The sequence below is a fragment of the Polaromonas sp. genome (assembly GCF_039930745.1).
Lineage (GTDB): Bacteria > Pseudomonadota > Gammaproteobacteria > Burkholderiales > Burkholderiaceae_C > Polaromonas.
The window spans coordinates 138,526-151,477 of sequence record NZ_JBDTTH010000001.1 but is presented as its reverse complement, the minus strand read 5'-3'; the positions used below and the strand labels follow the sequence as shown (position 1 = coordinate 151,477).

The window sequence follows — 12,952 nt, the reverse complement described above, 5'->3', positions numbered from 1 at the left end:
GACTTGCTATCAACTCTGTAGCTACTGGCGCTTGTCCATATTGGGCTGGAGGCTGATTCCCCTTTAAATTTTTGCCGTGAACTGCATGCGACGGGCTGTGCGGAACTGGCCCCGCGGTCCAGCCGGCGCAAGCCGCTTGCCTGCTGTCCGACAGCTAGGATGTTCTGACGCCTACACACCGGCTGCCTCGGGGGAGTTATCTTGGAAACTCCTTTGCGTTGACTGACCGTTGATTGCATGGCTCCCCGAACTGACAGAACAAGGAGACAAACATGGAAACTGACAGCACCACCGAAAAAAAGGCCGTGCTTGTGGATCACCGCGCGGCACCGCGTTTTGGCATAGCCTTGCGCCTGATGGTGGAAGGCAACGAGGGCGCCACGCATGACCTGAGTGCGACCGGCCTCAGTTTTGCTTCTGACCGCAGCTACGCCGTGGGCAGCCAGCTTGAGCTGGTGCTGGAGTTTCCGGGCAACACCAGCCCGCACCCGCTGACCTGCGAAGCAGAGGTGGTGCGCGCCACGCCAGTCGGCGACAGCTTCAACATTGCCGTGCGGCTGCTGACGCCGCTGTTTAATAACTAGACAGCGCGGGGCGGGCTCAGCGCTCGCCGTAAGCCGCTCGGGCCTGGCTGTCGCCGCCGTTGCATGTCGGCCCCGCGGGGCCGCATAAACTTGGCGCGAACAACCAGGAGACTTCCCATGCTTACCCTCTGCGGCTTTCCCGTTTCCAACTACTACAACAAGGTCAAACTGGCTCTGCTTGAAAAAGGGGTGCCTTTCACCGAAGAGCACGCCGCCACGCACAGCAAGGACGAGGCCATCCTCGGCGCTTCGCCTCTGGGCAAGATTCCCTTCATCCGCACAGAGCAGGGCGCGCTGTGCGAAAGCCAGGCCATCCTGGACTACATCGAAACGGCTTTTCCGCAGCCGCCGCTGTTGCCGGCCGACACCTTTGCCGCGGCCAAGGTGCGCGAGCTCACCACCTACATTGACTGGCACCTGGAGATCGTCGCGCGGCAGTTGTATGGCTCGGCATTTTTCGGCGCCGAGCCGCTGAGCGAAGGTAACCTGGCGCGCATCCGCAAGCAACTGGAAACCAACATCGCGGCCTTCAAGCGCCTGGCCAAATTTTCACCGTACGTGGCGGGCGAGAGTTTTACCCAGGCCGACTGCGCGGCCTTTGCCAACCTGCCGCTGGTCGGTATGGCCAGCAAGGCGGCGTTCGGTGAAGACCTGCTGCTGGCCGGCGGCGTGGACTACAAGGGCTACATCAAGTTCATCGGCGAGCGGCCTTCCGCGCAGAAGGTGGTGGCCGACCGCAAGGCTGCGCAGACCAAAGCCTGACTATCGGTCACTATTGAATTGATAGCTGCTTGCGCCCGTCTGGAAAGGGCTGGAGGCATATTCCTCTCTCAATCCGTAACTGCCCAGGTCGCTGCACGCAGCATGCTTTTCTTGTCCCCCTCGCCCTCTAGGAGAGGGTTGGGGTGAAGGCCAGCAGACCGCAACATGCGATACCCCTATGCATAGACCAGCAGCCTTCACCCCGCCCTCTCCCAAAGGGCGAGGGAGTCAAACCAGCCCGGACTCCCTGAGTGCTTGCCTCAATCCAGTGCAATCGACTTGAACGATGCCGCGGGAAGTTTGTCGGAACTGGTGCTGCTGAGTTTGTTGACATCGGTGAGCACCCGGGCGTCAAGCGGTGTCATGGCTTCCTTGGCTTCGATGTGTGCGCCCAGCACGCGAAGGTTCTTGTAGAAGTCGGCCTTGTTGGGTGACACCTCGATCCGCGTGGCTGTTTCCCGGCCATAGTTGCGAAACGCCGAGTTCTTGAGCAGCACGTTGGAAATACCAACCGAAAAATGGTCCCACCGGGTGGCGCTGGCGGTGTCCTGGTCCGAGGCTTTTTCCAGCGCAATTTCGCCGGTAAGCGTCCGCAGCTGGTCCAGCTTCTGGCGGCCGGCCGGCGTGGCGCTCAGCTGGTCCCACTCCTTGCTGGCGGCGTCGAACCGGGGGGTGCCCACGCTGGCAAACTGTGTTTCGAGCGGCGTGCCTTTGGTCAGGTCTCTCAGCGCAATCGCAAAGTCCATGTAGACAAACTCGAGCTCGGCCACGGACAGCTGGCAACCTTTCAAGGCCACCTCCCGGGTGACGGGAGAGGTGAAGCCGCGTGTTCGTTCATTGCGCGGGGGAACAATCTTGAAGTTCCTGGCCACCTGATCGTCGGGTTTGCACACAAAGCGGCAACTGACCTTGCCGTTGGCGTCGGTGTTGCCCGGGCATTCACCGTCGGAAGAACTGGTATTGCCGAGGCGGATGTCAAAGCGCCCGAGGTCGCGAAACGGCTTCGGGGTGTTGGGTGAGGCGTGCTGCTTGACCAGCAGCTGCAAGGTGGCTTGCGCTGCCGCCAGCGGTGCGGCTGACGCGAGAACAAGGGCCATCACAAGAGTGCGCATGTCAATCTCCTTTCTTGCTCCATCCCGTCAGGATCGTGACCGCATAACCCGCGACGAGAAGCAGGGCGGCCGAGGCGAGTATCTTGGCCAGCGGACCAACACGCACGGGCCAGTTGAACAAGCTGGCGTTTTCGACGCGGCAGACACCATCTTTCAGACCGCTTTCGTAAACCACAAACACGCCGAGATCGTCCAGCGCCCCGGGGCTCGCCAGCCGGATGTGAAACCGGTACAGGAAAGATTCGCTGAGGTCATGCAGGGTGAAGTTGATTTTGGGCTCGCCGCCTTCGGTGTAGACGGTGCCTTCACAGAGTGCGCCCGGGCAGGTTTCGCCGGCCATGGGGTGCAGGCCCAGGTTGGCGTTCCGGTCCAGGCCGCTGAGGTCTGCGGAGCTCAGGAACTTGACATTCAGCATCAGGGGTTTGCTGGCGCTGAAGCTCAGCGGCAGTGCCTTGGGCGCCTGGCCGCGCATGTAGCCGGTGACCATCAGCTTGGTGGGGCCGAGCCGTTCTTTTTCGAGGACGATCAGGCAGCGGTCCAGCCAGCCGGACATCAGCCCCTTGATGGTCGATTCGCTGAAGGTGACCAGCGGCACCAGAACGGCCAACACCACAGCCGCCACGGCCGGGCGAAGTGTCTTGACTGCTTCAGGAAGGGGCATGCGGAAACTCCGTCAAAACCTGGAACCTTGACGGTTTTAGAACCAAAATCCACACCTGTCATCCTCCGTTTGGAGGAGGAAAAAATACCAGCGCAGCCCAGCCCGCTTGGGGTATGGCGGCGCGCCTGTTGCGCTGTGGCTCCTACAAAGAGAGGATGCGCAGCTTACCCGGCTTCGCTACGCTGGCGAAGGCGCACCCAGCCGGACCGCGCCGGCCCCGGAGTTGCAGGGAGCGATTGACGGCCTGTTTTCAAGGAGGTATTTCCATGGGAACCACAGAAGAAAGCGCCGCTTCGGCGCAAGCTGCCGCGACCGCGCGCGCTGGCCTGGACGGCCTGACCTGCGGCCTGGCGCTTTCGGGCGGGGGCATACGCAGCGCCACTTTCTGCTTCGGGTTGCTGCGTGCGCTGGCGCGCAACAAGCTGCTGGTGCGTTTCGGTTTCCTGTCGACGGTTTCCGGCGGCGGCTACATCGGTGCGGCGCTGGGCCGCCTTTACCAGCAGAACCAGAAGGCAGAGGCGGTGCAGGAGCGCCTGGGCAGCGACGACACCCTGCTGCTGTGGTGGCTCCGCAGCAATGGCCGCTACCTGACGCCGGCAGGCGCGCGCGACCTGGGCCAGGCCTTTGCCTCCATCCTGCGCGGCGTGTTGTCCACACATTTCGAGGTGGCGGTGCTGATGCTGCTGGCCGCTGCCTTCATGCTTCTGCCCTATGTGCTGATGGGAGCGTTTCCCGCCTTGCCCGCGCCTTTCTGGGCCAGTGCGGGTTCGGTCTGGTGGTGCCTGTTGGCGCTGCCGGTGTTTGCGGGCTGCCATTTCATCTTCCGCTACTGGTTCTGCCGGGACCGGCCGGGGCAGATGGCCGGGGACATCATGGTGGCGGTGCTGGGCGCGGCTGTGGGTGTGCTGCTGGTGCAGAGCACAGTGTCTGGCTTGGTATCCGGTGGCATGCCGTGGGCGACCGCGCTGATGCTGCTGGGCGCGGCGCTGCTGTTTTCGCCCCTGACTGCAATAGCGCTGCGGCTGCTGGAAGACCGCAATCCGGCGCTGGTGCCACAGCAGCGCCTGCGGCACACCAAGCGCCTGGCCCTGGCGCTGTGGTGCGTGCTGGCTTTTGCGGTGTTTGGCCTGCTGGACCTTGCTGCCTGGTGGCTGGCGCGCCAGTTCCTCAGGGAGGGCCAGCCCTTGGCCTGGCTCAGCCAGACGAGCCTTGCGCTTCCCCCGGCCTTGGTCGTGGCGGCACGCCTGGTAATGCCTGCCCTGCAGCGCTGGCTCTCCAGGCCGCGAAACCGGCCGGTCAAAACAGAGCTGCTGCTTAACGTGGTGGGCCTGGTGTTTTTGTTGCTGGTGGCGCTGGCATGGCTGACGGCTTTTCACACCATGGTGCGCTTTGACCTTCTCTGGCGCTGGCTGCCAGGTGGCGATGTGGCCGCACGGCAGCTCAACGTGCTGCATTGGTCCGTGGTCGGTGGCTTGTGCCTGGTCTATGTCTGGGCAACGCGCAAGGACTTTGCCGTGCTCAACCTTTCGTCGCTGCACAACTTCTACCGCGCACGCATCGAGCGGGCCTATGTCTCCACCGGCAACTACGCGCCTCCAGCGGATGCCCCTGCAGCGGGTTTTCGCTTCGCTGGCGGGTCGCCGCTGAACCCGGTCACGCGTGCCGCCACCGAGCAGGTGGCCCGGCTGATCGAGGCGGTGGAAGGCGACGACGTGGATCTGGCGAACTACAAGCCGCAAGAACACGGCGGCCCGGTGCACCTGATCACCTGCTGCATCAACCAGTCGGTGGATGACCGCACGGGCAACTACAACGCCGACCGCAAGGGCATCGCGCTGACCGTGAGTTCACTCGGCGTGGAAACCGGCACGGCCCTGCCGACGCCGCCCGACAAGCTGCCTTTGCCGGGAAAACTCTCGCGCTGGGTGTCGGTGTCGGGTGCGGCGGCGAGCAGTGGCATGGGCTCGCAGACCTCGCCCGGCCTGGCGGCCTTGCTCTTCCTCTCGGGTTTGCGCCTGGGCTACTGGACGGACAAACTGCTGCTGCCCAGGCAGGCAAGCCGGGCACCGGCACTGCCCGCCGCAGACCGGCAGAGGCGGTCGATGGCCATGCGCTTTCCCAAACCTTCGCTGTTGTTGGCTGAATTGCTGGCGCGCTTTCCGGGACTGCGCAGCACAGCCTGGTATGTGTCGGACGGCGGACACTTCGAGAACACCGGTGTGTATGCGCTGCTCAAGCGCGAACTGGACCTGATCGTGGTGGCCGACTGCGGTGCCGACCCGGGCTACACCTTCGGGGATCTGGAGAACATGACGCGCAAGGCCGGAATCGACTACGGTGCGCGCATCGAATTCATCGATCCCACAGGGCAGGTGCACACCGATGCCGCGTTGCGGGCGTTTTACGCCTGCGTGGGCAGCGGCAAGGCCTTCACCGGCCAGGCTGGCCCGGAATGTTTCCTACTGGCCCGCATTCATTACGCCAGGCGCAAGCTGCCGGGCCTGCTGGTGGTGCTCAAACCACGCGTGCTTCCCGACATGCCACTGGACATTGCCGGTTATGCAGCACGCCACCCCAGCTTTCCGCAGCAGCCCACCGGCGACCAGTTTTTTGACGAGGAGCAGTGGGAGGCCTACCACCAGCTGGGCCTGCGCCTGGGTGAAAAGTTGACGGAACCGGTGATCGCAGCGCTGTGTGCTGAAGGAAAGGAATAGGCGAGGTTCCTACGAAGAGGGGAGCCGGCGAAGGAACAAGTTTGGCGATGTTGACGGTGCTCTTGCCAAGCGCCGAAATTCTGGTCTTGAGGTGAGCCTGGGCGCTGTTTTTTCTGCGCGGCGTGGCGCCGCCGGAGGTGAGCACGCGCCCACACGCCATATCTACCTGGGGGTGATGCCCTTCGTCGGCTTGCAGATCCTGGGCATCGTGCTGATTTTTTCCTTCCCGGCGATTGCGACCTGGCTGCCCAGGGCCATCGGCTGGTAGGTAGCCGCAGCCGCTTAGCGTGCGATCAGTACCGGCACCGGCGATTCGGCCGCCACCTTGGAGGCCACGCTGCCCAGAACCAGCCGGACGATGCCGGTGCGGCCGTGAGAGCCCATGACGACTAGGTCCGCGCCTTCGTCCTTGGCCGTCTGGACAATGCCGCTGGCGGCCGACACATCCTCGGCCATGCGCGCTTCGAGCTGGATCTGCACGCCCGGCGCGCTGCACAGCGCCGCGACCTTGGCATGGGCTTGCGCGGCGTGTTGCTGGGCGGCGTCCATGTAGGCCTGAAAGCCCAGGGGGTTGGTCTCGCTTATGCTCAGATAGGGGTAGGGGTCCACGACATACAGCGCGGTGAGTTTGGCTCCGTGTGTGCGTGCCAGGTTGACAGCGAGTTCGGCCGCGTGGGCAGATGCTTCGGAACCGTCGGTCGCCAGAAGAATGTTTTTGAACATGGGTGCCTTGTCTGGTGATGGTGAACGGGCTCTCATTATCTTGCGCGAGTGGGTGGCCGCTTTATTGATGTGTATCAAGCCACGCGCACAGGCGCCCCTCTATATTGGCCGCATGAAAACTCATCCTGCCGCGCATGAACCGGGTCATTCCAGCGCGCCGCTGACTGGTTTTTCCCAGTGCCATCTGGGCATCCTGTCGCAACTGCAGGCTTTTGAGGAGCTGCCCGCCCTGCAGGCGGCCGCAGCACAGGCGCAAACCATTGCCACCCACACCTTGGCGCTGTTCCACGACGCGGTGTATGAGCATCACGCGGACGAAGAGCGCGAGCTGTTTCCGGCGGTGCTGCGCAGCGCCAGACGAGGTGAGGAAGCGGACTTTGCCGAGGCAATGGTGCGGCGGCTGACGGCGGAACACCGCCATATCGAGGCGCTGTGGAAAAAACTGGAGCCCGCCGTCAAGGCAGTTGCCAAGGCCCGGCCGGTTGAGCTGGATCTCGGCGCCGTGGAAGAACTGGTTCGCAACTATGCGGCGCACGCTCGCTTTGAAGAAGAGCATTTCCTGCCCCTGGCGGAAACCGTTCTGCGGCGCAACGGCAACCACATGGAAGCACTGGGCCTCTCGCTTCACCTGCGGCATACGCCTCAGCCCATTGGGCACATCTAGCTGCCTCGCCCGTGAGACGCTATAAAAACAATAGCTGTTAATCACCGACAGATAAGGGCTGCAGGCAAATTTTGTTGAAAAATAATCAGATACCCCTTCTCTGAACTTGCACGGCGCGGAAGTCCCCTGCTATAAATACGCATTGGCACAGGGGGCTGGTTTTTGAAAGTCTGTTTCATCACAAGACAGGTCCTGACGCTGGCATGCGTATTTGCCAGCCCCTACGGGCTCGCCCAGACGCACTGGTTGACGGTGATGGGTGACCCCCTCGATGCGGCAGTCAATACCATTGAAGTGGACCCCCGCCCGATTGCAGTCAACGCTCATCAGCGCACGTTGAAGCTGCGCGTCAACCGGTCGGTGGCCAAGGAAAACCGGGACGGCGTGCCTTACCGGTCTTTTGAGTCGCAGGTGGTGTTTGACTGCAACAACAAGACCGCGCGTTATGCGCAGATCAGCTTTTACTTGCTGCCGGTTTGGCAGGGACCGTCGCACAAGACGCTTGTTTTTCCGGCCGCCGAACCACGCTGGGTGGAATTCCGCACCATTCAGCCCAACCCGCTCGCGCGAATCATTCGCGCGGCCTGCGAAACCGGTGCGGTGCAAATGAACTAGTGTCCTGTCCCGCAACACGGAAGTAGCGAAACAAGATGAAAGCGAAGAAGCACTTTCATGTTTCGATATTTTCGGGTTGCAGTGCCAGTGCTCTCGCAGGGGCGCTATTTGGGCGTGATCACCACGTCCACCCGGCGGTTACGCGCGCGTCCTTCTTCTGTCTTGTTGTCGGCCACGGGCTGGGTTTTTCCGTGACCCTTGATGCTGAGTCGGCCCGCTGGCACAGCCGCGAGGTTGACGAAATAGTCGCGCACGGCAGCTGCACGGTTCTCGGACAGCAACTGGTTGGCTGCGTCATTGCCGACACTGTCGGTGTGGCCCGATATCGCAACCGGTGCATCGGTAAACTTTTTCACCCGGGCCGCGGCTTCGTCCAGTGTCTTGCGGGCCTCGGGTTTAAGCACCCATGCGCCGGAGTCAAACAGCACGGCGGCGTCGAGTGCAATGGCAATGGTTTTGGGTGCCACATACTCGTCGAAGTCGTGGGGGCCGTCAAACCGTGCGCGAAAATCCACGGTCTCTGCGGAGAGGTCCAGGCGCAGGATGACCGGCTGGCGCTTGTCGACCTTGCAGGTAGTCACAGCACGTTTTTCAAGCGTGGTGTTACCCAGCTCCGCCTGGCAAAGACGTTCCGAGCGCAGGGTATAAAGTCCGCCGAGCAGCGCTTCGGTGATGCCAGCGGAGGTATTTTTGCCGTCGATGGTCAGCGTGAGTTCGCCTGGCCCGGCGTTGAAGGCGTAGTAGTAGGCCACCGCTTTTTTGACACCTTCCCCCTTGATCCGGTTGGTTTTGAGCCGCGTGGGTTCGTCGATGTCGGTTGATCCCGGCCCGGCAACGCTGGTGGCGGTGGAGGCTGCCTGGGGTGCAGGCAGTTCGATGGTGCCGTCCAGCAGCAGGCTGTAGTCAATGGTTTCCTCGGACAGGTCCAGCCGGAGAATAAGTGGCTGGGCTTTTTCTATCTGGCAGTTCAGGACCACGGTCTTGTCGCTGTTGGTGTTCCCGCTGGAGTCAAAACACAGGCGATTGGCCTTGCGGTCATACAGGGCAAAACCCAAGGCCTGGGTGGCGCCGCTGGGCGAGTTTTTGGAAACCGTGGTGATCTTGATGGGACCAGCGGGCGCGCTGAAGCTGTAGTAATAAGACAGCGCTTGCTTGACCCCTGTGCCCTTGAGTTCCCGCGACGCCAGGGGCGTGGGATTATCCAGATCGGTAGACGCCGCAAGTGCGGGGGGTGCGGGGGCCGATGCGGCAGAGGGTTCCGAAGCGCCAGGGGCGGGCAACACTGCACTGGCCGGCGCCGCTGCCGGAACAGCTGCCTGTGGCGGCGGGGGCACCACCACGGTGGTGGTCGCTTCCTTACCGCAGCCTGCCAGAGCGGCTGCTGAGCACAGGCCCAGCAGCCAGGTTTTGCTGGCGTTGTCGTTTTGGGACGGATGCATGCGGCTCCTTGTTTTGTGTATTGCGAGTCTAGGGCCTGCGCACACCGCTGGTGCTGTGCCGGGCTGTGTAAAAAATAATGAGTTGGCCGGCTTCAGGGTAGGCGCCCGACAGGACTCAAAGAGCCCGGGGCTTTACGCCTGCGGCGCGGGCAGGACACTAGAGCTGCGCCTTGAAGAAGGCGACCGTGCGTTCCCAGGCCAGCTTCGCCGCCGCCGCGTCATAACGCGGTGTGGTGTCGTTGTTGAAGCCATGCTGGGTGCCGGCGTACTGGTGCACCTCGCACTTCGCGCCGGCAGTTTTCAGAGCCGCTTCATAGTTTGGCCAGGCGGCGTTGATGCGTTCGTCCACCCCGGCCAGGTGCACCTGCAGTGGGGCCTTGACCTTGATGGCGTCTGCAGGCGCGGGCGTGTTGCCGTAAAAGGGAACAGCGGCATTCAGTTCGGGCAGCCGGGTTGCAAGCATGTGCGCTATGCCGCCACCGTAGCAAAAGCCCACCACGCCGACCTTGCCGGTGGCGTCCGGGCGCGCTTTGAGCCACTGCGCAGCGGCCACAAAATCTTCGCGCGCTTTCGCCTGGTCCAGCGTTGCAAAGGCTGCCCTGGCCTTGTCCTCGTCGCCGGGGTAACCGCCCAGCGGCGTCAGGGCGTCGGGCGCGAAGGCCATGAAGCCGTCCAGCGCCAGACGGCGTGCGATGTCCTCGATATGCGGGTTCAGGCCCCGGTTCTCGTGAACCACCAGCACGGCCGGCAGGCGCGTGTTGCTGGCGCTGGCGGGGCGGGTCAGGTAGCCCTTGACGTTGCCGGTGCCCGCTGTCGAGGGATAGGACAGGAACTCGGTTTTCAGCCGTGCATCGTCTTTGGCCACTTGCTGGCCGGCGGCGAAGTTGGGACTGAGCGCGGCCAGCAAGCCGGCTGCCGTCATGCCGGCCTTGGCAAACTTTTGCGCCTGGTTCAGGAAGCCGCGCCGGTCCAGGCTGCCATGCACATAGGCGTCAAAGAGGATCAGCAATTCCTGGTCGAAATCCTGCGCGGTGAGGCGTGGCGGCATGGCGTTCTCCTTGAAAAAGGACGAGGGCAGGGCGCAGCATACGCCAGCGGAGCAAAACGCTCAACCAGAATTCTCCTGCATTTATCGCGGGCATCTGCTATAAAAAAAGAAGCAGCTTGCGTCCGCCCTGCAAGGGCAAAAGCCGAATTTCATGCCTGACTTCAGTGAGGCGCCGGTTCAGTTGCCGTTCCAGGCCCGGGGCTCGCCATCGCGCCGCTGGGCCTGCTTCGCGAGCAGGGGGTGAGAGGGCGTTACATTATTTGCCGGGGAGGGTGCTCCATGCATCCCGTCAAAAAACGGAACACACAGCGGAGGAGCTTTCATGAATGATTCAGTGTCGAACCCAGGGCGCAACTTGACCACCCCGTCAGGAGCCCTTGACTCCCAGGCGTATCAGCTGCGCGTTGAGTTCACCGGGTCGGGGAGCGAATATTTCCGCATATGGATAGTCAACCTGTTGCTGCTGCTGGTGACGCTGGGCATTTATTACCCTTGGGCGAAGGTGCGGCGCCTGCGTTATTTTTACGGCAATACGCTGGTCGATGGTGAACCGCTGGACTTTCACGGGAACCCGCTGAAGATGCTCAAAGGTTATCTGCTGGTGGGCCTGCTGTTCGGGCTGTATTCGGTGGCGGGGAATTTTTCGGCAATGGCCGGCTTTGTGGCCTTTGTCATCGTGACGGCCATCTGGCCCGCGCTGCTCAAATCGTCCATGCAATTTCGCATGGCCAACACCAGCTGGCGTGGCCTGCGTTTCGGTTTCAGGGGTTCGCTGGGCGACGCGTATCGCGCCGTGCTGCCCATGTTTCTTCCCGGTCTGGTGATTCTGGGGGCTGTCACAGGGATAGCCGACCCCAGCAAGCCGCCGAACTGGTATGGGTTTGTCGTGCTGGCGGTGACGCTGGTGAGCCTGGGCGTGGCTCCCTGGCTGCTGTGGAACCTCAAGCAGTACCAGCACAACCATTACGCGCTGGCGTCCCTGCAAACAAGCTTCAAGGCGACGCTCGGCTCCTTCTACAAGGTGATTTTCAAGACCGTTGGCGTGATGCTGCTGGCAGCGCTGCTGACGGCTGCCGTGTTTGCCGCCATTGCTTTTGCGGGCGGGGCCATGGGGCGGGTGGGCAAGGGGATGGCTGTTTTTGTGGCGATCTTCGGATTTATTGCCACGACCATCGCCATGCTGGTGGTGGTCAAGCCCTATGTGATCTCGCGCATGCAGAACCTGGTGTGGACGCGTACCGGCAATGCCTCGCTGCGGTTTCTGAGCCATCTGCGGTTCAGGGCGCTGCTGGGGCTCACCCTCAAAAACTGGCTGTTGGTGATTGTCACGCTGGGACTGTACTGGCCGTTTGCAGCGGTGGCGCTTGCGCGCATCCGGCTGGAAGCGGTGACCGTCAAGAGCCGCGTCAGCCCGGACACGCTGGTGAGCCAGATGCGCGCGGTTGAAGGGGATGCTGCCGGTGACGCCGCCGGCGATATGTTCGGCATTGACATCGGGCTTTGAGCCGGAACCTCATGGACACCACGCCAGGGCTTCGTGCCAGTTATTTTGACGGCATCAGTGCCCGCGCGCATCCGGTCACGTTGCAACTCGACGGTGCTGCCCTGCAGATCACCGGCGAGGGCATTCGTCGCATACAGGCGATCGCCGACGTTCAATGGCCGGAGCGCACCCGCCATGGCGTGCGGATAGCGCACCTCAAGGGTGGGGGGGCTGTGCAGTGTGCCGATGCCTCTGCGTGGGACGACTGGTGCCGCAGCCATGGGCTGCGCGATTCGCTGGTGGTTCGCGCGCAGCAAAGCTGGCGCTGGGTGCTGGGCAGCGTGGTGGCGTTGCTGGCGATTGTGGTGGCGGTGCAGCAGTGGGGTTTGCCCGTCGCTGCCCGTGCGGTGGTGGCCATGACGCCATTGAGCGTGGACGCCTCGCTTGGCGAAACATCGCTGGCAGTGATTGACGAACACCTGATGCGGCCCAGCAAATTGCCCGCGAGCGAACAGGCGCGGCTGCGGGCTGCGCTGGTGCAGGCGGCCAATGCTGCGCCGGCAGGTACCGTGCCCCCCTGGCAGCTGGTGTTTCGCCAAAGCCGTATCGGCCCGAATGCCTTCGCCTTGCCGGGCGGCACGCTGGTCATGACCGACGAACTGGTGGAACTGGTGGGCGGGGACGACCAGGTGATTACTGCCGTGCTGGCCCACGAGCTCGGCCATGTGCGGCATCGCCACGGCGTGCGCCTGCTGGTACAGGCTACCGTGCTGAGTGGGCTGGCCGCTGTGGTGCTGGGAGACTTCAGCACCGTGCTGGCCGGTGTGCCTGTGCTGATGGGCCAGGCCAGTTATTCGCGGGAGGCCGAGCGCGAGGCTGATGCCGAGGCGGTGCGCATCCTCAAGGCGGCGGCCATCTCTCCCGAAGTGATGGTCACCTTGTTTGACAAGCTCGAGGAAAAAATGAACAAGGCGAGTCAGGCGTCAGCCGAAAACAAGGGCAAGAGCGAAAACAGCAGCAAGGTGCCGGGCCAGGATTCGTGGCTGGGCATTGCTTTTGCGTCCCATCCGCCGGATGCAGAGCGTGTGCGGTATTTCAGGGAAGCGGCCGGGCGCTGATGCAGAATCAGCGGCAGAGCAAAGACCCG

General features: G+C 62.9%; 13 protein-coding genes. 8 read left to right on the top strand and 5 right to left on the bottom strand.

What is annotated here, in order from left to right:
• The first annotated feature begins 272 nt into the window (after nt 1-272).
• The gene (locus ABI660_RS00745) at nt 273-584 is read left to right on the top strand and encodes a PilZ domain-containing protein (protein WP_348063947.1); all 312 of its coding nucleotides are present in this window, start codon (nt 273-275) and stop codon (nt 582-584) included.
• 117 nt (nt 585-701) lie between these two features.
• Nucleotides 702-1,346 carry a glutathione S-transferase gene (locus ABI660_RS00740; protein ID WP_348063945.1) on the top strand — a complete coding sequence of 215 codons (645 nt, stop codon included), beginning with the start codon at nt 702-704 and terminating at the stop codon, nt 1,344-1,346.
• A gap of 260 nt (nt 1,347-1,606) precedes the next feature.
• Here the strand turns inward: ABI660_RS00740 and ABI660_RS00735 are convergent, their stop codons facing one another.
• Nucleotides 1,607-2,458: a hypothetical protein gene (locus ABI660_RS00735; protein ID WP_348063943.1), complete on the bottom strand. Its 852-nt coding sequence runs from the start codon at nt 2,456-2,458 to the stop codon at nt 1,607-1,609.
• 1 nt (nt 2,459) lies between these two features.
• The gene (locus ABI660_RS00730; protein ID WP_348063941.1) at nt 2,460-3,119 is read right to left on the bottom strand and encodes a hypothetical protein; all 660 of its coding nucleotides are present in this window, start codon (nt 3,117-3,119) and stop codon (nt 2,460-2,462) included.
• Between the two features lie 266 nt (nt 3,120-3,385).
• Between ABI660_RS00730 and ABI660_RS00725 the strand changes: the two genes are divergently transcribed.
• Complete coding sequence (locus ABI660_RS00725) at nt 3,386-5,833, top strand: hypothetical protein (RefSeq protein ID WP_348063939.1); 2,448 nt, start codon at nt 3,386-3,388, stop codon at nt 5,831-5,833.
• Nucleotides 5,834-5,924: 91 nt separating this feature from the next.
• Nucleotides 5,925-6,101 (top strand): hypothetical protein, encoded by a 177-nt coding sequence (locus tag ABI660_RS00720; RefSeq protein ID WP_348063937.1) that lies wholly within the window; start codon nt 5,925-5,927, stop codon nt 6,099-6,101.
• Between the two features lie 14 nt (nt 6,102-6,115).
• Here the strand turns inward: ABI660_RS00720 and ABI660_RS00715 are convergent, their stop codons facing one another.
• Entirely contained in the window at nt 6,116-6,556 is a 441-nt protein-coding gene (locus tag ABI660_RS00715; protein WP_348063935.1) for a universal stress protein, read from the bottom strand.
• A gap of 112 nt (nt 6,557-6,668) precedes the next feature.
• On the opposite strand from ABI660_RS00715, the gene ABI660_RS00710 reads away from it, so the two are divergent.
• Together ABI660_RS00710 and ABI660_RS00705 are read left to right on the top strand one after the other, a co-directional pair.
• The gene (locus ABI660_RS00710; protein ID WP_348063933.1) at nt 6,669-7,220 is read left to right on the top strand and encodes a hemerythrin domain-containing protein; all 552 of its coding nucleotides are present in this window, start codon (nt 6,669-6,671) and stop codon (nt 7,218-7,220) included.
• Nucleotides 7,221-7,382: 162 nt separating this feature from the next.
• On the top strand, nt 7,383-7,835 hold the full coding sequence (locus ABI660_RS00705) for a surface-adhesin E family protein (RefSeq protein WP_348063931.1): 453 nt from the start codon (nt 7,383-7,385) through the stop codon (nt 7,833-7,835).
• A gap of 104 nt (nt 7,836-7,939) precedes the next feature.
• Here the strand turns inward: ABI660_RS00705 and ABI660_RS00700 are convergent, their stop codons facing one another.
• Together ABI660_RS00700 and ABI660_RS00695 are read right to left on the bottom strand one after the other, a co-directional pair.
• Nucleotides 7,940-9,274: an OmpA family protein gene (locus ABI660_RS00700; RefSeq protein ID WP_348063930.1), complete on the bottom strand. Its 1,335-nt coding sequence runs from the start codon at nt 9,272-9,274 to the stop codon at nt 7,940-7,942.
• Between the two features lie 157 nt (nt 9,275-9,431).
• On the bottom strand, nt 9,432-10,322 hold the full coding sequence (locus ABI660_RS00695; RefSeq protein ID WP_348063929.1) for a dienelactone hydrolase family protein: 891 nt from the start codon (nt 10,320-10,322) through the stop codon (nt 9,432-9,434).
• A 322-nt stretch (nt 10,323-10,644) separates the two neighbouring features.
• Here ABI660_RS00695 and ABI660_RS00690 point away from each other — a divergent pair, with 322 nt between their 5' ends.
• Nucleotides 10,645-11,826 carry a YjgN family protein gene (locus ABI660_RS00690; RefSeq protein WP_348063927.1) on the top strand — a complete coding sequence of 394 codons (1,182 nt, stop codon included), beginning with the start codon at nt 10,645-10,647 and terminating at the stop codon, nt 11,824-11,826.
• Nucleotides 11,827-11,837: 11 nt separating this feature from the next.
• Complete coding sequence (locus ABI660_RS00685; protein ID WP_348063925.1) at nt 11,838-12,923, top strand: M48 family metallopeptidase; 1,086 nt, start codon at nt 11,838-11,840, stop codon at nt 12,921-12,923.
• The last annotated feature ends 29 nt before the right edge of the window (nt 12,924-12,952 follow it).